The 19,315-nt window shown below is 63.8% G+C and carries 14 protein-coding genes; 6 read left to right on the top strand and 8 right to left on the bottom strand.

Translation table 11 applies throughout. From position 1 onward, the window contains the following. The first annotated feature begins 293 nt into the window (after window positions 1–293). Complete coding sequence (locus tag IRI77_RS03105; protein WP_194450629.1) at window positions 294–2,441, top strand: sigma 54-interacting transcriptional regulator; 2,148 nt, start codon at window positions 294–296, stop codon at window positions 2,439–2,441. A gap of 65 nt (window positions 2,442–2,506) precedes the next feature. On the opposite strand, the gene IRI77_RS03110 is transcribed toward IRI77_RS03105, so the two are convergent. Then, the gene (locus IRI77_RS03110) at window positions 2,507–4,261 is read right to left on the bottom strand and encodes an MOSC and FAD-binding oxidoreductase domain-containing protein (RefSeq protein ID WP_194450630.1); all 1,755 of its coding nucleotides are present in this window, start codon (window positions 4,259–4,261) and stop codon (window positions 2,507–2,509) included. A 214-nt stretch (window positions 4,262–4,475) separates the two neighbouring features. Between IRI77_RS03110 and IRI77_RS03115 the strand changes: the two genes are divergently transcribed. Then, entirely contained in the window at window positions 4,476–6,857 is a 2,382-nt protein-coding gene (locus IRI77_RS03115) for a pyrroloquinoline quinone-dependent dehydrogenase (protein ID WP_228486570.1), read from the top strand. A 270-nt stretch (window positions 6,858–7,127) separates the two neighbouring features. Here the strand turns inward: IRI77_RS03115 and IRI77_RS03120 are convergent, their stop codons facing one another. Continuing rightward, window positions 7,128–8,723 carry a S10 family peptidase gene (locus IRI77_RS03120; protein WP_194450631.1) on the bottom strand — a complete coding sequence of 532 codons (1,596 nt, stop codon included), beginning with the start codon at window positions 8,721–8,723 and terminating at the stop codon, window positions 7,128–7,130. A 163-nt stretch (window positions 8,724–8,886) separates the two neighbouring features. After that, entirely contained in the window at window positions 8,887–9,393 is a 507-nt protein-coding gene (locus tag IRI77_RS03125; RefSeq protein ID WP_194450632.1) for a DUF523 domain-containing protein, read from the bottom strand. A 186-nt stretch (window positions 9,394–9,579) separates the two neighbouring features. Between IRI77_RS03125 and wrbA the strand changes: the two genes are divergently transcribed. Together wrbA and IRI77_RS03135 are read left to right on the top strand one after the other, a co-directional pair. After that, on the top strand, window positions 9,580–10,179 hold the full coding sequence (wrbA, locus tag IRI77_RS03130) for an NAD(P)H:quinone oxidoreductase (protein WP_194450633.1): 600 nt from the start codon (window positions 9,580–9,582) through the stop codon (window positions 10,177–10,179). A gap of 108 nt (window positions 10,180–10,287) precedes the next feature. Beyond that, complete coding sequence (locus tag IRI77_RS03135) at window positions 10,288–11,250, top strand: substrate-binding domain-containing protein (RefSeq protein ID WP_194450634.1); 963 nt, start codon at window positions 10,288–10,290, stop codon at window positions 11,248–11,250. A 145-nt stretch (window positions 11,251–11,395) separates the two neighbouring features. On the opposite strand, the gene IRI77_RS03140 is transcribed toward IRI77_RS03135, so the two are convergent. The 4 genes from IRI77_RS03140 to IRI77_RS03155 all read right to left on the bottom strand — a co-directional run bounded on the left by IRI77_RS03140 (window position 11,396) and on the right by IRI77_RS03155 (window position 15,702). Further along, window positions 11,396–13,081, bottom strand: a complete 1,686-nt coding sequence (locus IRI77_RS03140) for a carboxylesterase/lipase family protein (RefSeq protein ID WP_194450635.1) — start codon at window positions 13,079–13,081, stop codon at window positions 11,396–11,398. Between the two features lie 126 nt (window positions 13,082–13,207). Continuing rightward, window positions 13,208–13,561 (bottom strand): hypothetical protein, encoded by a 354-nt coding sequence (locus IRI77_RS03145; RefSeq protein ID WP_194450636.1) that lies wholly within the window; start codon window positions 13,559–13,561, stop codon window positions 13,208–13,210. Between the two features lie 92 nt (window positions 13,562–13,653). Next, window positions 13,654–13,977, bottom strand: a complete 324-nt coding sequence (locus tag IRI77_RS03150; protein ID WP_194450637.1) for a hypothetical protein — start codon at window positions 13,975–13,977, stop codon at window positions 13,654–13,656. Window positions 13,978–14,076: 99 nt separating this feature from the next. Next, window positions 14,077–15,702, bottom strand: a complete 1,626-nt coding sequence (locus IRI77_RS03155; protein ID WP_194450638.1) for a matrixin family metalloprotease — start codon at window positions 15,700–15,702, stop codon at window positions 14,077–14,079. Between the two features lie 416 nt (window positions 15,703–16,118). Here IRI77_RS03155 and IRI77_RS03160 point away from each other — a divergent pair, with 416 nt between their 5' ends. Beyond that, entirely contained in the window at window positions 16,119–16,679 is a 561-nt protein-coding gene (locus tag IRI77_RS03160) for an RNA polymerase sigma factor (protein ID WP_228486571.1), read from the top strand. Next, window positions 16,672–17,271 carry a hypothetical protein gene (locus IRI77_RS03165; RefSeq protein ID WP_194450639.1) on the top strand — a complete coding sequence of 200 codons (600 nt, stop codon included), beginning with the start codon at window positions 16,672–16,674 and terminating at the stop codon, window positions 17,269–17,271. The genes IRI77_RS03160 and IRI77_RS03165 overlap by 8 nt, the downstream gene beginning before the upstream one ends. A gap of 77 nt (window positions 17,272–17,348) precedes the next feature. On the opposite strand, the gene IRI77_RS03170 is transcribed toward IRI77_RS03165, so the two are convergent. Beyond that, window positions 17,349–19,187, bottom strand: a complete 1,839-nt coding sequence (locus IRI77_RS03170) for a glycoside hydrolase family 2 protein (RefSeq protein ID WP_228486572.1) — start codon at window positions 19,185–19,187, stop codon at window positions 17,349–17,351. Window positions 19,188–19,315 lie beyond the last annotated feature (128 nt).

Below are 19,315 nucleotides of genomic sequence, written 5' to 3' on the forward strand. Positions count from 1 at the left end.
CAGGCGCTCCTGAACGGGCTGGGCGCCGCGCGCGCCCCAGTTGGTGATCCGCCTCCGGCTACGTTGAACGGGCGTGCCGTTCCGGCGCCTGACCATCCCTGGTCTTTTTGACCACGGGCGGTCGGCCTGACCACCTGTGGTCAACCTGGCGATGGGAGGTCACCTGGGCTTGCTCCGTTGTGGCCGCAATTCCTTGGGGGAAAGCTTTGCAATGGCGCCGCCTGGGAGTTGGCGCATCAATTGCAAAACCTATCTGTTTGCAGCAGCCACAGCACAACGCGAAACCGGAAGAAATGAAGCCCCATCTACACATAGAACCTGCCGGATCCCTGCAGTCCCGGCCCGAGCCGCAGGCTGTCCTGTCTCCCTGGCTCGTCGAAAACGGCCTGAGAGAACTCCAGTCGCTCTTCCGTGCCGTCGTCTTCCACCCGTCTTCGCCCATCCTGATTGCCGATGATGATCGCAATTATCAGGAAGCCAGTGTGGGCGCGGGCAAGCTTTTCGGGCTGCAGCGGGAAAACATCATTGGCCGCCGTCTCGACGACTTCCTGGCGCCCTCGGTCTCCTCACTCCTGCAGGAGCGCTGGCAGCAGTTCCTCAAGGATGGCGACCAGGTGGGCACCCTGCAACTGCTGCGCCCGGACGGAAGCTCATACGATGTTGAATACCGCGCCCGCGGCAACGTACTCCCGGTCCGTCATCTGCTGCTGCTGAAAGACAAGCTCCCGTCATCCGGAGGAGCTGCCAGCGCCGAGGAGATGCCCAACTGGGTGCAGGACTACGCCCTGTGCCTTCTCGACGCCGATGGCCACATCGTTGCCTGGTACGGCGGCGCAGAGCGGATGTACGGCTACAGGTCAGAGGAAGTCCTTGGAGCCGGCCTTGCGTTCTTCTATCCGGCCGACGACAGGCAGCTCGTCCGAATGGAGCGCAAACTGCTGCGCGCGGCCCGGGAAGGCCACGCTGCCAGTGAAGCCTGGCACTGCCGAAAGGACGGCTCCCAATTCTGGGCGAACTCCGTCACCATGGCACTCCGTGACGAAGCGGGTATCCTTCAGGGTTATGCCCGCGTGGTGCGTGACTTCACTGACCGGCATGAGCGCGATGAGGCACTCGATATCCGGCGCGCCGAGCTTCGGACCGAGGCCGACCAGTCCACCATTGCGGGCGTCGCCTCCGGCGAGTTCGAACGGATTGCCGAGATGAATGACCCGCTGCTCGAGATGCTCGGCTATACGCGCGAAGATCTCCTGGCCGGGCGCATCGTTTGGGCCTCCCTGACGCCGAAGGAGTACGCCGCCGCCGACGAGTTCGCCCACGAAGAGGGTTTGCGCTTTGGCGCCTCCAGTCCGTTTGAGAAGGAGCTGCTCCGCAAGGACGGCACTCGCGTGAGCGTGCGTGTGGCTACGGCGGTTCTCAAGCTGTCTCCGTTCCGCTGGATCAGCTTCGTGACGGATCTGCGGTCGGAACCCGGCGCGCAGGTTTCGCTGGATTCCCTGGTCGAGAAGCCGCAACACAACTTCCCGGAGATTGTGGGGTCCAGCCGCGTCCTGAAGAGAGTTCTCGCCCAGGTCGAGCTCGTCGCACCCACGGATGCGACTGTGCTGGTGCTGGGGGAAACCGGCACCGGCAAGGAGATGATCGCGCTCGCGCTGCACCGGCTGAGTCCCCGCCGCAATTTCCCTTTCGTCAGCGTGAACTGCGCCGCCATTCCGACCGGCCTGCTGGAAAGTGAACTGTTCGGCTATGAGAAGGGCGCCTTTACGGGCGCCCTGCAGCAGAAGATCGGCCGCTTTGAGATGGCGCACCGGGGGACGTTGTTTCTCGACGAGGTCGGGGACATTCCTCTCGAACTGCAGCCCAAGCTGCTGCGCGCGCTGCAGGAGAAGTGTTTTGAGCGTCTTGGGAGCACGCGTACGACTCCCATTGATATTCGACTTGTCGCCGCCACGAACCAGAACCTTACCCAGATGGTGGGCGATAAGCTCTTCCGCAGCGACCTTTATTACCGCCTGAAGGTGTTCCCGGTGACGCTGCCGGCGCTTCGTGAGAGGCCGGAAGACATCCCTCTGCTCGCGCGCCATTTCACGAAGAAGTACGCGGAAAGAATGGGCCGCCGGATCGATCTCATTTCTTCGGCGACCCTGGCGGCCATGGTCGATTGGCCGTGGCCCGGCAACATTCGGGAACTCGAGAACTTTATCGAGAAGTCCGTCATCCTGTCCCGCGGCACCAGTCTGCGCGCACCCCTGGCCGAACTGCGCGCCACGACGCCGCTTCAGACCGGCTCCGCCCTGGAAGACGTGGAACGCGACCACATTGTCCGCATCCTGCGGGAGAGCGGCGGTGTCATCAGTGTGGCTGCCCGCCGGCTGCGCATCCCCCGCACGACCCTCAACGCCCTCATGAAAAGGCTGCATGTCTCCCGCACGGGTCTGTAGCGCGGCTACGGGGCCTGGGTGGGAGGGGTGCCTCGTGCTGAGGAGCAGCGGCGCTCGAGAGGCGATCAAAGGTCGATTTCAATGTTGGCCAACGGTGTTGAACAACAGATAAGAACGTCGCCAGGCGCTGGGGGCTGCAACGGATCCGGTTGATACTGGACACTGCCTCCGATCAGCGGGCATTCGCACGTGTGGCAAACCCCTGTGCGGCAGGACCACTGGACGGGCACGCTGCAAGCTTCGGCCAGTTCCAGCAGGCTGGAGAACCGCGAGTCCCAGGGAACAGTCAGGCCGCTGCGGACAAACGAGATGGACGGGCCGGTGCCTGGTTTTCCCTCAGGAGGGAGGGGCGGCAACTGGGGCGATGGCGCGATGCCCGGCGTGATGGATTGTTCGGGACCAAAGGACTCCGTATGAACTCGGGCGGGGTCCACAGCCCATGTTTGCAGGCCCTGTGTCAGTTGGTTCATGAATACCGGCGGGCCGCACAAGTAGAAATCGGCCTCGCGAGGAACGCCCAGGGAATTGAGCAGTTGCGTGTCCACGTGTCCGACGGAGTCGTAATCCGAACCCGGCTTGTCTTCCGAACCCGGCCGGCTGTAGACAACATGCGTTCGGGCGTTCCCGAGCGTGTGCAGGAGTTCACGCGACTCCTTCGCAAAGGGATGCTCGGCCGCGTTGCGGGCTCCGTAGATCCACCACACTTCGCGGCCGGACGCTTGTGACGACAACGAGTGGAGCATCGCGAGAACGGGCGTCGCGCCGATGCCGGCGCTCAGGAAGACGACGGGTCCGCCGCCCGAGGCCAGAGTAAAGCCACCGCGAGGGGCACTCACTTCCAGGAGGTCGCCGGCGCGCAGGTGCTCGTGAAGATAGGAGCTGACGACGCCGTGGGCTTCGCGTTTGACGCTGATGCGGTATGCGCCGCCGCCCGGTGTGCCCGACATCGAGTAATTTCGAAGCAGCAACGCGCCGCCGGTCGTGGTGCGCAGGCGCAGCACGAGGTACTGGCCGGGCAGGGCTGGGGGCAAGGATGTCCCGTCCGGAGGCTGGAGGGCGATCGAGACGACATTCGCGGTCTCGCGATCCAGACGGACGACGCGCATGGGTCGAAAGCCGGGCCACGCCGGCGGGGGGCCGGCTGACGCCTTGAGACCTGGATTGCCGCCCTGCGAACTGTTCGGTTGGAGGAGAGCCTGGAAGGAGCCCTTCCAGCCGGCACTGAGCGCGGGGATGCGCAATGCGCGTTCGAGTTGGTCTCGCGAGGGGTTGGGCAGGTAGAGCAGCGCGTCCAGTTCGGCCACCGTCATGCGTTCCGGGCCGTCCGCCACCTTCACGATTTCATCGCCGGCGCCCACGTCGCCTTCCCTCAGGACGCGAAAGTAGAAGCCGGGCCGGTGATGGGAGACGAGTAGAGCCGCCATTGCCGGTTCCTCCAATCGGATGCCCACGCGATAGCAGGTGACGCGGGGTTGGGTGACCTCGAACAGCGCGCTGCCGATGCGGTACTGATCGCCGATGCAGACCTCGTGATCGGGCAAGCCGGAGATTGTGAAGTTCTCTCCAAATTGGCCGTAGGGGAAAGCATGGCGGCCGAGGTGGGCTTCCCAGTAACGGTAAGAGTCCAATTGATAGACCATGACGGCGCGGTGTTCGCCCCCATGCCCCGCGAGATCGCCTTGCCCATCGCCTGCCAGATTCAGGCGGCCGACCGCGATCCTGCCCTGTACCGGCTGCTTCCAGATGGCGGTGCGGACCGTTTGCTCTTTCCACTCGATGTCACGCGGAAGCCCGACATTGACCGATACCAGTGTTCCCATGAAATGCCCCTTTGCGATGTGCGCGGCGGAGGAACGAGGCAGGCGCCTCCGATCGTTCCCGCTTACTGCAAAAGATGCCGTTGGTGGCACCTCTGATTCCTGGAGTTTGACTGGAGGCGCGACGGGTTAGGGGGTGGGCGGCGGAAGCGGCACGGCAACCTGACCCGGCGGTGAAGTTTTTAGCGGGACTCGATAGAATCGTGTCTCCACCACCATGCCGCGACGCTCACTGCTCCGATTCTCTCTCCGTTTTCCGCCGATCCAGGCGGCGATCCGTGTGATGGCGATGGTTTGGGTGTTGGCGGGGTTGGCTCCGGCGGCGGAACTACCGGCCGGGGCGGGGCAGGCCGAGACGGTGAAGTTGTGCGGGAAGTGCCATTCGCTGGAGCAGGCAGTTTCGCTGCGGCAGGGCCGGCCGGCGTGGAAAGAGACGCTCTCGAAGATGGTCAACCTGGGGGCGCAGGGTAGCGACGAAGAGCTTACCGCGGTGCTGGGGTACCTGGTTAAGTTCTATGGAGCCGCGCCAGGTGGCCCGACGGCGGGCGTTTCGGAAGTGGCGGCAACGGACGCCGCGGTGGCTGGGACGGCGGCTGCGCGGCCTCCGGTGCGAGAGGGACGCGCAGTGGGCCGACTGCCTTCGGATGGCGCGGCCGTGGATCCGGAGAAGGAGTGGCGTACGTATGGCCATGATCCCGGCGCGATGCGATTTTCGCCGCTGACGCAGATTACGGCGGAGAATGCGGGCCGGCTGAAGATCGCCTGGATTTACCACATGAAGCCGGAGGGTTTCACCGGAAGCGCTACGCCGCCCGCCCGGCGGAATCCGGCTGGCCCGGTGGGGGATGAGCCGGAGCCTGGTGGGCGGCCTGCCCGGGTCCAGTTCGGCTCCGGCTTCCGGCCGAGCGAGGTGACGCCGCTGGTGATCCACGGCATTATGTATGTCGCCACGCCTTACGGGCGAGTGGCGGCGGTGGATCCGGTGAACGGCCAGGAGCTGTGGTCGTATGCGCTGCCGGCGGGCAACCCGTCGACGCGCGGCCTGGAGTACTGGGGCGGCGAGGGGCGGACGCCGGCACAGGTCGTGTTTGGTTCCAGCGACGGGAAGCTGTTCTCGGTGGATGCGAAGACGGGCAAGCCCAATCCGGCTTTTGGGGATAACGGCGTGGTGAACCTGAATACGGCGGAGATCATGCACGGGCTGCCGGGCCGCAATGGGCTGACGTCACCGCCGATTGTCTACAAGAATCTGGTGATCACGGGCGGGACGACGCAGGAGAATCCGCCGCACGGCCCGGCGGGCGATGTGCGCGCCTGGGATCTGCGGACGGGCAAGCTGGTTTGGACGTTCCACTCGATCCCGCAGGCGGGGGAGAAGTACAACGACACGTGGGCCGGCGACAGTTGGAAGAACCGGTCGGGGGTGAACGTGTGGGGGTTCCTGACGGTGGATGCGCAGCGCGGCATTGTGTACATGCCGTTTGGCGCGCCCTCGGTGGACCAGTATGGGGGCGACCGGGCGGGCGACAACCTGTTCGGCACCAGCCTGGTGGCGGCCGATGCCAACACCGGAAAGTACCTGTGGCACTTCCAGGTGGTCCATCACGACATCTGGGATGCGGACATGACCGCGGCTCCGGCTTTGATCGAGGTGAAACACGGCGGCAAGACGATTCCGGCCGTGGTGGCGATGAATAAGAGCGGGATGGTGTTCCTGCTGAACCGCGTCACGGGCAAACCGATTTATGGGGTGGAAGAGAGGCCGGTGCCGCCGAGCGAAGTGCCGTTGGAGCGCGTATCGAAGACGCAGCCTTTTCCGCTGAAGCCGCCGCCGCTGGTGCGGATGACCTTTCGCAAGGACGAAGTGGCGACGGTGACTCCGGAGTTGGAGAAGGCGTGCCGGGCGATGCTGGAAGGCATGGCGGTGGGCGGGCCTTATCTGCCTGCGACGTACAACCGGCTGCGCGTGCAGTTCCCAGGAAACCATGGCGGAGTGAATTGGGGCGGAGTCTCCTTTAGTCCCGAGTTGGGTTACCTGTTCGCGAATCTCAATGAAGTGGGGCAGGTATCCGGGCTGCGCGACCACGATGGGAAGAGCGGTCCGGCGATGGCGAACGGGCAGGGCAACCGGGTGGATCCGGATGGGCCGTATGAGGGGTTCCCGGGAGGTGGCCGTTTCAGCGTGAAGGGTCCGGGTTTGCAACAACTGCCGTGCCAGCAGCCGCCGTGGGGCGAACTGGCGGCGGTGGACGTGAATACCGGGCGGATTGCCTGGAAGGTCCCGCTGGGTGTGACGGACAGCCTGCCTGAAGGGAAGCGCGAGACGGGCCGGCCGGGGAATGGGGGCACGATTGTGACGGCGGGCGGCGTGGTGTTTGTGGGGGCTACGGATGATGCCCGGTTTCGCGCGTTCGATGCGAAGACCGGGAAGGAAGTGTGGACGGTGAAGCTGCCGGGGGCAGCCGAGGCTACGCCGATGACGTATGAGGGCCGGGACGGGCGGCAGTATGTGGTGATCGCCGCGACCGGCGGAGGGTTCTTCAATAATCCGGTGACGGGGGACGGGCTGGTGGCGTTCGCGCTGGATGGGCGGGAGTAGGGGGGGACGGGTAAGTTGTCCGTGCGCACGGTTGCGCTTTGGTTGGGCCCCCAGCAGGGCTGGGGGAAATGCTGGGGGGGCAGACGGCGAGGTTGGGGTTTTTGTTGCGGATCGGGATGGTGGTGGCCGGCGCTGGAGTGGAGATCGGCCCTGGTAAGGCCAAGTGAACTGTATCCCTCATGCCGGCGGCCTTGCATGGAGCAGTTGCCAGGGGTTGGGATCCCAGTGCCGGACAGCGGAGCGCGCTGCCGGCACTGGATGGACGGCGGATTACTTGCCGCGGCTGAGGGTGCGTTGGTACCAGGAGGCGAGGTCGCTCTTGAACTGCTTGAGCGCGTCGACATTCAGGTAGATCATGTGGCCGGCGGGATAGTAGCTGAACTCGACGTTGGGGACGAGTTTCTTCTCGAGATCCATCTGGGCGAGGTCGAGTTCGGTCTGGAAGAACGGGGTCGCGAGATCGAACAGGCCATTGGCGGATAAGACCTTCAGGTAAGGGTTCTTACGCATGGCGTCGGCGAGGTCGCCGGCGACGTAGGCGTCGCGCATGGCCGCGTTGGGGCCCACGGGTCCGCCGCCTGCGCCGGGTGCGCGGTGGGTGCGGTCCCAGGTGCCGAGGAAGGGGCTGCCGCTGGGGCGGTAGTCGAGGTCAGAGGTGTACTTGAGCTGCTGGTCGAGGTAGTTGCGGAAGGAAGTGACGTAGGCTCCGGTGATGCCGGTGCTGGACGGGTCGTAGCCCGGGTTTTCGCCGGCGGCGTCGACGTCGGAGCCTTCGAAGCGGGTGTCGTAGCGGCCGAGGATCAGGCGTTCGCCCCGGGCGAATTCCTTGCGGAAGCGGGTGGGCGCGATGCGAAGGTTGGAGTCCTTGATGTAGGCGGCGCTCAGGCCGGTGAAGCCGGCGAGTTTGGCGGCGACGGCCTCAAAGCGGGCGGGCGGCAGGTTGTGTCCCTGGGCGAGAGCCTCGGCGTATTCCCCGCGCGCAAAGACGCGAGCGGCCTCGATGAAGTCCTTTTCCGTGCCTTTGTGCGGAACCTTCTTGAAGTACCAGGCGGTGGCGGCGTAAGTGGGCAGGTTGCCGATGTACTGGTTGAGAATGCCGGGCGAGCGGTTGAAGTAGTTGAGGACGCTGGAGAGGAGGATGACGCCATTGACGGAGACGCCGTCGTTTTCGAGGGAGTTCACCAGGGCGGCCGAGCGCGTGGTGCCGTAGCTTTCGCCGAACAGGAAGTGGGGCGAGTTCCAGCGATGGTTGACGGAGATCCAGCGCTTGATGAACTTGTTGAAGGCGGTGACGTCCTGGTCGACTCCGGCGAAGTCCTTGGCGGCGCCTTTGCCGACGGCGCGGGAGTAGCCGCTGAGGGGTGCGTCGATGAAGACGAGGTCGGTGTGGTCGAGGAGGCTGTATTCGTTGGGGACGACGTCGTAGGGTCCGGCGCCGGTGGCTTCCGGGCTGGCCGTGATGACGCGGACAGGGCCGACGGAGCCCATGTGGAGCCAGATGGAGGCGGAGCCGGGGCCGCCGTTATAGAGGAAGGTGACGGGCCGGCGGGCGGGTTCGGCGTCGTCGAGGGTGTAGGCGACGAAGAAGATGGAGCCGTAAGGTGTTTCGTCCGCGCCGGGGATGTGAAGGGTTCCGGCGGTAGCGGTGTATTTGAGGGTCTTGCCCCCGAGGTCGAGCTGGTGCCGGGTGACGGAGGAGGTCTCTTTCGGGATGGGGGCCGTGGCCGGCTCGGAGGTGGAGGTTCCAGGTTGCGCCTGGGCGCGGGTGGTGCGTTCCTGAGCGAAGGCGGGATTCAGGAGCAGGGTGAGGAGGAGGCCCGAGGTGATCCACGGAGTGGCCGTGGTGGGCAGGTACTGTCTGGACATGCCACATTGTTTCACAGGGGGCGTGGTCCAGATACCGCGGCTGCCGCATGACTGATCTTGAAGAGCGAGTCGTCTCCCTGGTCGTGGAGGAAAGGCACATCCACTCCGAACAGTTGAATCCCGAATCCCGGCTGTCAGGCTCTCTCTACTGCGGCATGGAACTTCATGAGGGCCGTTCTTCCAATTCCCGCACCGCGCGCTCCGCTTCCAGCAGTGCGTGCTGCGGGAAGACTGCCAGGCCTTCCGACCGGAGTAGGGCCGCGGTTACGCCCATCTGACCCGGCCGCATGCCGCTGCCGAACCTTCCGTCGTGGATGGTTGTGCTGCCGCAAGAGGGGCTGCGGTCGGTCAATACGGCGACCCGTGCTCCTTGTTCCCGGGCGAGCGCCAAAGCCCGGCGGGCTCCCTCGACGAAGAGTGCTGTGATATCCCGGCCCATGGGATCCTCCACGCGCGCCGATCCCTGTAGCACCGCCAACCCGCCCCCCTCACCCTGGATCTCCGCCGGCGGCCTCGGGACACCTAAGCCGCCCGCTAGTTCGGGACAGATGGGGACCAGCCGCCCCTCGGCCTGCCACCGGGCGAGAATTTCGTCTTCCACCCGTTTGTCGCCGCCGTCAAACCGAACCGGCTCCCCCAGAAGGCACGCACTGATTAGGACTCGAATCATCTTCCGATTGTCGCCGAGCCTGGGGTTTCGGTTGGCGACTGGAGTGGCGAAGGCCCCGGGCAGTATCCCGCGGCCTGCGTATCGCCGGCTTGAGGCTGCACCCCTGCCCTCCATCCTGCACGCGCTATTTGACCCGGCGGTACGGCAACCGGCCAGCGGAAGTGATGCGAAGGGATACGATGGAGCATGAGCAAAGTCCTTGTTCTCTACTATTCCAGCTACGGCCACATCGAGCAGATGGCTGAGGCAGTAGCAGAAGGAGCCCGTGAGACTGGTGCGGAGGTCGACATCCGGCGGGTGCCTGAGACGGTGCCCGAGGAGGTGGCCAAAGCCAACCACTTCAAGCTGGACCAGAAGGCTCCGATTGCCACGATCGACGAACTGGCCAACTACGATGCCATCGTCGTCGGCGTGGGCACGCGATTTGGACGCATGGCTTCGCAGATGACGAGCTTTCTCGACCAGGCCGGGAAGCTGTGGATGAGCGGCGCGCTGAATGGGAAGGTCGGCGGGGCTTTCAGTTCCTCCGCCACGCAGCATGGCGGGCAGGAGACGACCTTGTTCTCGATCATCGCCAACCTGCTCCACTTTGGACTGATCATTGTGGGCTTGGATTATGGCTACGCGGGGCAGATGGGGGTTGAGGAGGTGATGGGCGGCGCGCCGTATGGGGCGACCACCATTGCCGGCGGGGACGGTTCGCGGCAGCCTTCGGAACGCGAGTTGAATGGTGCGCGCTACCAGGGGCGCAGGGTTGCGGAAGTTGCGAACAAGCTGAAGGGGTAATTGGTGTGGGGCTGCCGGCCACGCGTGGGATCCCAGCAGCCAGAGCGGCGGGGATCCACTTCAACCAAGCAGTGCAATGGGCATATAGTGAAGTGTGGGAGTGGCATTATGAAATACACCATGTTCCTCGCGTTGGCTGTCCTTGCACTCACGGGCTGCGGTGGCGGACCCCACCATCAACCGAGCGAAAAATACTATCTTGTCTGCGCTAATCCGAAAATCCCCTACTGGCAGGAAGCCGGCGCCGGGTTGGTCAAGGCGGCTACGGAGCTGAATGTCCAAGCCGAACTCATCGGTCCGGATGTCTACGACGCCAAGTCGGAACTGGCGGAGTTCAAGCGCATCATGGCTAACAAGCCCGCGGGGATCCTGATCTCGCCGGGTGATTCGACGGTACTGCGGCCGGAGATCGACGCCGCCGTGGCCGCCGGTGTTCCCGTCATTACAGTCGATTCTGATGCTCCGCAGAGCCAGCGGCTCTTCTTCATCGGTACTAATAACTATCAAGCTGGACAAATGGGCGGGGCGCTGCTGGCCAAGCTCCTGAACGGGAAGGGCAACGTTGTCTTCTACACAATCGCCAACCAGAAGAACCTCGAAGAGCGCCTGGACGGCTACCGCGCCGCCCTGGCCGCTTCACCCGGGATCAAGGTGACGCAAATCATCGACATGAAGGGCGATGCGCGCGTGGCCTTCGACACGACCACTGACCTTGTCGACAAGAAGACTGCGGTGGATGCTTTCGTCTCCCTGGAATCGCTCTCCGGCAGCGAGATTGCCGAGGTGCTGGAGCGCAAGAAGGTGGACGGCAAGATCATTCTTGCCATGGACACGGCGGCCAGCACGTTGGGTTGGATTGAGAAGGGCAAGATCGCGGCGACCCTGATGCAGAAGCCCTACACGATGGGCTATTACGGCCTGAAGACGCTTGCGGGCATCGTCCTGGAGAAGCAGTCCGCTAGCGGCAGCGGCAAGCCGAATGCGGCTGATCCGAAGGCGCCGTTCCCGGTCTTCATGGACACGGGCACGATGCTGGTGGACAAGACGAATGTGGCCCAGGTGAAACACTAGGCGGCAGGCGGCTTGCTCCACTAGTTTTTGCGAGTGATGAGGCGTGCAGCCGTCAGGCCAAGTGGAAACCTCGGCTTGTCGCAACACGCAGGCAATGAGCGGGGAGCGGCAGTCCAATAGTGGACGGCCGCTCCCCGTTTTGTCTTTAGGTGAGGCTGGGCAGGGCTTTCCGGGCGTCCCGGTCGGGGTCGTTTTCCACCTTGCAGGTGTCGTCGAGGACCATGGTTTCGCCCTTGGCGGAAGAGTACTTCGGCCAGGGAGGCAGACCGCCGCCGTTGGGATCGCCGGTCTTCATGAACTGAAGGAGCGCTCCGGCCATTTTGGTCGAGAGGGCTTTGGGCCTGGGGCCCCCGCCGGTGTGGGTGAGCATCACGTCGGTGTTGTAGAGCCAGAAGCAGATGTCGACGCAATGGAAGGCTCGCGCGCGGCTGTCGAACAGCGGCGGCTGCCAGGTGAACCAGTCGACAAAGACGGGCGCGGGCTGCTTGGATTTCACATCCGCCAGGGCGACCACGGATTGCCGGTTGCTGCTCACGAGCGACCAGATCTCCACGGGTTTCTTGCCGGGGAATGCCTTGGCGTAAGAGTCCACCACATCTTTCGCTTTGTCGCCGAAGCCAGCACCGAAGCCGGCCCGGAGTTTGACCTTCTCCGCCACCTCATCCAGGGTGACGGCTTCGAGCGAAGAGTCGAGCCAACTGGGCGACTGCTCGTTCTCGACGGAGCTGATGATCATGGGCACATTGGCGGCGGTGGGCGCGCCGATGGGATCGTAGGGGTGCTGCGGCAGGATCGTGCCATCGACGACGGGACTGAAGCCGCGCATCATGCCGCCGCCCGGGCCGGCTTCCCTGGCCACGGCCTGCTGGGCCTTGGTGGCGAAGGCGTAGAACTCTTTCCACGGCATGGCCTGGAGTTTGTCCAACTGGGTGGGGCTGAGGCCGGCTTCTTTCACGACCGCAGCGCCCAGCTTCTCTGAGAAGTCCTTCTCGCCGGATTTGCGCGACGCTCCGCTGAGGACGACCGCTTTGTGGAAGAGACCCTTGGCCGAGGGCATGGCGGTGAGGATGCAGACTTTGGCTCCGCCGCCGGACTGGCCCATGATGGTGACGTTGCCCGGATCGCCGCCGAAGTTGGCGATGTTGTCGCGGACCCACTCGAGCGAGGCCACGATGTCCATCATGCCGACGTTGCCGGAGGCGGCAAACTTCTCGCCACCCACGCCGGCGAGGTTGCAGAAGCCCAACGGGCCCAGGCGGTGGTTGATGGAGCAGACGACCGCGTTGCCCAGGCGGGCGAAGTTTTCACCACCGTAGCCGTCCTGTTCGATGGCGTTGCCGGCGGTGAAGCCGCCGCCGTGGATCCAGAAGAGCACCGGGCGCTTTTTGCCGTCGTTGATGCCGGGAGTGAAGACGTTGATGCGGAGACAGTCCTCGCTGACGTCGCCGTAGTTCCAGTGGTCACGGAACGAGGCGTACTGGTTGGCGTAGCGGTTGTCCATGTTCTGGGGCGCCGAATTGCCGTAGAAGAGCGCGGGATAGACGCCGCTCCAGGCGGTGGGCTTGCGCGGCGGCATGAACCGGTTGGCGCCTGAGGTATCGGCGCCGTAAGGCATGCCGAGGAAGTGATGGATGCCGCGCAGGACGTAGCCGCGAACTTTTCCATATTGGGTATTGGCGACGGCGATATTGTCGCCCACCAGGAGCAGTTGGCCGTCGTTGCCTTTTGCCTGTGCGATTTCAGGGGCCGAGGTGAGGGCTGCCGTACCTATGGCGAGTCCGGCTGAGCTGGTCCCGAGAGCCTGCATGAAGTGCCGTCTGTTGGCTTTCATTTTTAGTAGTGCCTCGCAATCTTGCAGGGGCTGCTCTTTGCGGGCGGTCCCGGCTGGAGACAGTGTATACCCGTCGTATGACGATTGCGCGGCGCAGGGCAGTCGCACGGCCGGTTGGATGCGGGTTCAGAGAAGGCGCCGCGCGAGGAAGGCGCCCGCATAAGCGGCGGCTATACCGGACAGGCTCAGGCCGGCGAGCAGGAGGACGCCGGGTAGGATCATGCCGCCGCCAGCGGTCTTCGCCGCCATCGCGGCCAGTTGCCCGGCGAATGGGGCGCAGCCGATGGCGACGGGCGCTCGCCGGGCCAGGAACCCGAACAGCAGGGCCGCCACAAGCATCAACGGCAGGCCGACTGACCAATAGGAGGACGCGTCCCAGCTCTCACGACGCTGGCTGATCTGTCCGAGCATGAGCTCGACCGCAATGCCGGTGGCCGCCGCGGCGGCGATGCACAGCCAGAGGATTGTCCGTTGGGCCATCTGTCACAGTGTACGCGGATCAGGACGAATGGTTGGGAGCCCGAAGGTTAGGGGGAGATGTCCCGCCTAAGGGTGGAGTGGGGCGGTATCGGCTACGCCCTTTCCAGCTCGAGAGTCAGATGTCCGCCGTCAGCACTCACCGCGTACGTGTAGCGTCCGGCGGGCAGCTCCGTTTCGCCCAGGTAGTCTGTGGCCTGGAGGGAGAGGGCCCGGCCGGCGGCCTGGGCGGAGATGCCGGCATAGCGATAGGCGCGGCCAGCCGAGTGGAAGGCGGAGAGACTGCCTTTCGGCACGGAGCCGTAGTCGACTTCGAGGCCGTCAGGAAAGCTGACTCGGATGTGGTCGAGATCCGCCTCGCCGGCATTCCGGATGCGGATCTCGACCTGGGTGCCCGGTTTGTTGCTGGTTGAGTCCATAAGCGGGTTTCCTTCGGCAGCGCCGGATGAAAGGATGGGGGGACCCGGCGCGACGCTTTGGCGCCGCGCCGTTCAGGGTATTGGCTGCCCGGCGCGTGTCTAGAGTTTGTCGAAGAGCCAGCGCTGGCTGTCGTTGTTCTTGGCTGTTCTCGTGACCACCCCAAAGTCGTTGTCCGACGCTTCGTAGGCGTCCACGAACCGGCCGCCGCTCAACTGCTGGATGGTGAAGCTTCCATTGCCGGCCAACATGACGATCCAGCGTTGGGTGTCGTTGTTCTGGTTGGGCCGCGTGACCACCGCGAAGTCGTTGGCGGAGACTTCGTGGGCGTCCACGAAACGGCCGTTGCTCTTCTGGCGCACGGTGAAGACCGCGCCGACCTGGCCGAAGATCCAGCGCTGCGAATCGTTGTTCTGCGCAGGGCGGGAGACCACGGAGAAGTCTTTGTCCGAGGTCTCATGGGCGTCGACGAAGCGGTTGTTGCTCTTCTGCTGCAGGGTGAACAGATTCGTGCCCACATTGGTGAGCAGCCAGCGTTGGGTGTTGTTGTTCTGGGCTGGCCGGGTGACCAGCCGGAAGTCTTCGCCTTCAATTTCGTGCGCGTCCATAAACCGAAGATTGTTGAGCTGGCGGAGGGTGGAGCTGCCGTCGCCAACGGGTACGACGATCCAGCGTTGGCTGGCGTCGTTCTGGGCCGTGCGCGTGACCAGGCGGAAGTCGTTGGCGGCGCTGTCGTGGGCGTCCAGGAAGCGGCCGTTGACTTTTTGGCGGATGGCAAAGACCGCGCCCACCGACGCGAGTTCCCAACGTTGTGTGTCGTTGTTCTGGGCTGGACGGGTGACCAGGCGGAAGTCTTTGCCGGCGATCTCATGCGCGTCCAGGAAGCGATTGGAGCTCTTCTGGCGGATGGTGTAGGTGCCGGGTGTTGGAATGCCCGCGGGATACAAGGCTTTGACCCCGCCGAGGTCGTCCGCGGTCAGCGATCGCTTGGTGAAGTTGGATGAGACGGTGGGGAACATCACGGAGCCTGCGACGTTCGAGTGCTGCAGGCCGAGGAGATGGCCGAACTCGTGCAGTGCGACCGTTTCGACATCGAAGCCCCCGGCGACCGACCCCACCACCCACTGGTGTTCGGAATCGTCGAAGTGGAGCGGCTTCGGCAAGCCGTCAGTGATCACGCTGCAGCCTGGCGGAAAGTCGGCGTGGGCGAGGATTCCACCCACCATGGAGTGGTCGGGGTCGTTGGCGGGCCGCCAGTCGATGGCGATATCCGGGTTCTGGTTCCGCCCTACTTCGGTGAATTTCAGGGGTGCGGCAGCGGCCCAGGTGGCCACTGCGTTGCGGACAGCCTGGAACTCGGCGGCTCCGCCGATGTCGTTCGTCCCGTCTTCAAAGGCGAAGGTGAGGTTTGGGTTCGGCCACGAGCAACCGATGCTGAAGGCAATTGCGGAGGCCGGGTCAGGCATGCCGCAGCGATGAGTGCCCATCATGTCGCGGGTGGGATTGTCAAAAACACCGGTGGTGGGCAGGCCGTGCTGCCGCTGGAAGCGCAGCAAGCCTTCCTCCGTGGGTTCGTCCAGTTGGTTCGCTTTGAACGTGTTGGGGCGAAGGTATCCGAAGCGCAGCAGGAAGTCCTGCACTGCTGTGAATCCGGGGTCTTCCTGGCCCTTTGAAAGTGTGCGGGCCGAGGTGACGGCGGCAAACGGTTCGATGCTCTTCTGAGGCATGGCGCGTGCTCCTTTGATCCGTGGAACGGATCGGCGTACCAGTTGCTGTTGATGCGTTAACCAAGTGAGGCCGGGTCACGTCGTCATACAGCTAAAGCTACGAAGTGCCGCACCCAGTGGCATGGAGTGTCCCTGTTCTTATGGGACTGTCGAAAGATACGTGATCGGCAGGCGTCAAACGTTGCAGGCGGGCGTGGAAAAATCCTTGTGAACGGCTTTGAGGCTTCGAGGCGACTAGTATGCGGAACGGCAGGGAGCGAACGGCGAAAGGCGGAGATGGAGCCCATCCGCCGGCCTGGAATCGCGCCTCGTTCGGCCTTTGATCGCCGGCCGCTCGCGTGGGCAGAAAACGCGAACGGTGATAGCTTCACTTCGCATTGCCGCTGAAGTTGACCCGTAAGAAACTTCTGCTTCTGGTGACTACCTTGAATGTGAGTGGCAATTCGCCCATCCCGGCCGGGTCTGTCCGACAGGACGAACTGTACACGGAAGCGGCGGCGGAATTCGGCTCCGCGCTGGAACGGCTCACCAGGGCCTATGAGGCTGATCCGGAGAAGCGCCGCGACCTGAGCCAGGACATTCACTTCCAGTTGTGGCGCAGCTTCCAGCGCTATGACGGGCGTTGTTCCATGAGGACGTGGGTGTACCGGGTGGCCCACCACGTGGCTGCCTCGCACGTGATCCGCGAGCGGCGCATCTTCTCGAAACTGGTGACGCTGGAAGAAGTGGAGTTGTTTCCGGACAAGGCCCTGGCGCCGGAGGCTGCCCACCAGCAAGTCGACCTGGATCGGATCACCGCGTTGATTCAACTGTTGAAACCGATCGACCGGCAGGTGATGCTCTGCTACCTGGAAGACATGGACGCCGCGTCGATTGGAGAGATCACTGGCCTTTCCCCCGGCAATGTGGCCATCCGGATTCATCGAAGCAAGAGTGTCCTGTCGAAGTGGTTCCACGAAGGAAAGAATCATGAATGATGAATTTCCCGGTGACCGGCTGAAAGCAATCTGGCACAACCAGGCAACGGAGACACACACCATGACCTTCAAACTGATCCAAATGAAGGCACGCGAGCTGCAGGCGAAGACCCGCAGGAAATTGCTGGGGACTGCTGTGGGCCCGCTAGCCGCCGCGCTGTTGTATGCATTCGGCCTCAGGCAATTTCCGCGGCTTTCGAACACGCTGCATCCGCTGTTTCTGCTCGCGCTGCTGTGGAGCCTGTGCGGCCTGTACTTCCTGAACCGGGCGATGTGGTCCCCGTTGATGCCGGGCGATGCGGGGCTCAACACGGGTCTGGAGTTCTGCCGCGCGGAGCTCGCGCGCAGGCGGCAACTGTTGCGGAGGCTGCTGCTGTGGTCGTTGGGCCCGCTGCTGCTGACATTGGGGACATTCATCCTGGCCGTGGCGATGTCCGGAGCAGGGAACCAGCGGCTGCTCCCAAATGGACTTCCGTTCCTGATTCTGGTCGTTCTCTGGATCGTCGCCTATTTTGTGATGCGAGCGAGAGAGCAGCGTGAACTGCAACGGGAGATCGAGGAGTTGGACGAGATCGGGCGGTTGGCCGGGTAGCGCAGCAGTACGGCTCTATCGACGGCCAGCCGTGTCCGTTAGTGCCGCGCCGAGCGCACACATCCCTCGACCAGTGGTTACTGCCGCGCTTTTTCCCGGTAGAACTCCTGGAGCACGAAGAAGGCCTTCTTCTTCTCGCCTCGTTCGGAGACCAGTCCCTTGCGGTTGAAGAAGTCCTGCACGTTGGGCAGGACGCGTCGCGGGCTGCGGAAGTCCATCAGCACCCAGGGCGAGGTTCCGCGCAGGAACGGGATCTTGTTCAGCATGCCCACCTGATGGTGGTAGATGTTCTCCTGGAACTCCTCGGTCCAGCGGGTACCCTCGTCTCCATGCAGGCCTGACAACGCGTCGGCGCCGAACTCGCTCATGATCAGGGGCTTGTTGTAGGGACTCTTCCAGGTCACGCGGTCAGCCTTCTCGGGCGCGCCGTCGTACCAGCCCAGATACTCGTTGCAGCCCAGGACGTCGAGCACGTCGCCCAGCGGATCGTCGAGGACCACCTCCGTCGTCCCGGCGACCTCATGATGCATCATGGCGGCCGTCGTCAGGCGCGTGGGGTCCTCGGCCTTTACCAGCGCGGCGAGCTTCTTCAGGAACGTGTTGCGCGCTTCGGTGATCGGGGTCTCGTTGGCCACGGACCACAGGATGATGGCGGCCCGGTTGCGGTCGCGCGTGAGGACCTCGGTGAGCTGATTGCTGGCATTTAAGAAGGTTTCCGGATTCTCCCAATCGATCATCCAGTAGACCGGCGCTTCGGACCAGACCAACACGCCCATGCGGTCCGCTTCCCGCAACATGTTTTCGTTGTGCGGATAGTGCGCGAGGCGGATGAAGTTGCAGCCGAGTTCCTTGGCCCACCCGAGCAGCGTACGCGAATCCTCGGCGCTGAACGCACGTCCGGCGCGGAAGGGTGCTTCCTCGTGGGCCGAGATGCCACGCAGGAAGAGCGGCTTGCCATTGAGCAGGATTTCGGTGCCTCGCGTTTCAATGGTGCGGAAGCCGATCTGCTCCCTGACGGAATCGCCTTCTGCCTCGACACGCACCTCATACAGTGTCGGGTTGTCGGGCGTCCATAGAGTGAGCTGGGCCGGCAGCGAAAAAGCCGCGTAGCCCTGCGCGTTGGTCCTTACCGTCACTGAGGCATGGGCCTCTGGAATGCTGACGGTGACGCGCTGCGCCGGCTGGGCTCCGTTGAGCCGGACCCAACCGGCGATGGTATCCATCGACCCCTTCTTCAACTGAACGAAGTAGTCCTTGACGAAGGTGGCTGGAACTTCCACGAGAGTCACTTCGCGAGTGAGGCCGCCGTAGTTCCACCAGTCGGTATTCAGTGTCGGTACACCGTCACGCCGCCGCTTGTTGTCGACCTTCACGATGACGAAGTTGTCCCTCGCGCGCACTTTGCCTGTGATTTCGAAGTCGAAGGGCGTGAAGCCGCCGACGTGCATGCCCAGGCGCTCGCCATTGAGGAAGACGATCGTCTCGTAGTTGGCTCCGCCGAAATGGAGAAAGATTCGATTGCCAGGCTTGGCCTGGTAGTCGAAGGACTTCTTGTACCAGAGGGTGCCTTCGTAGAAGAACAGGCTGTCTCGCTGGGAATTCCAGTCGCCAGGGACATTCAGGGTTTCGGAACTGTCGAAGTCGTACTCGACGCGGTCGGCTTTGTCTTTCGGCTTGAGATTGAGGAAGTAGCCCTCGCGGCTGAGCTGCATGCGGAAGTCGTAGTAGCCGTTCTCGTAGGGATCGACGATCGTCCGCCATTTGCCGTTCAGGCTGGTGACCTTGCGCGCCTGCACATTGGTGATCTGGAAAGAAGGACCGCCAGCCGGTCCGAGCTGCAGTTGGGCAGACAACTGCACCGGCCACGCTCCAGCCATGCACAACAGGATCGTCAGCGCCGCCCGGTACCCGTTCATGAACGTCTCCTTGCCGAAATACTGCGGCTGGCGCGGCCTTCGGGCGCACAGCCTTTCCGGCGCCGATTATATCAACGGGGTTCTGTGAATAAAAGACGTGCGACTCCGCTTAGCGCATTGCGAAGGCC

It is taken from the genome of Paludibaculum fermentans (assembly GCF_015277775.1).
In the GTDB taxonomy this organism is placed as follows: Bacteria; Acidobacteriota; Terriglobia; order Bryobacterales; family Bryobacteraceae; genus Paludibaculum; species Paludibaculum fermentans.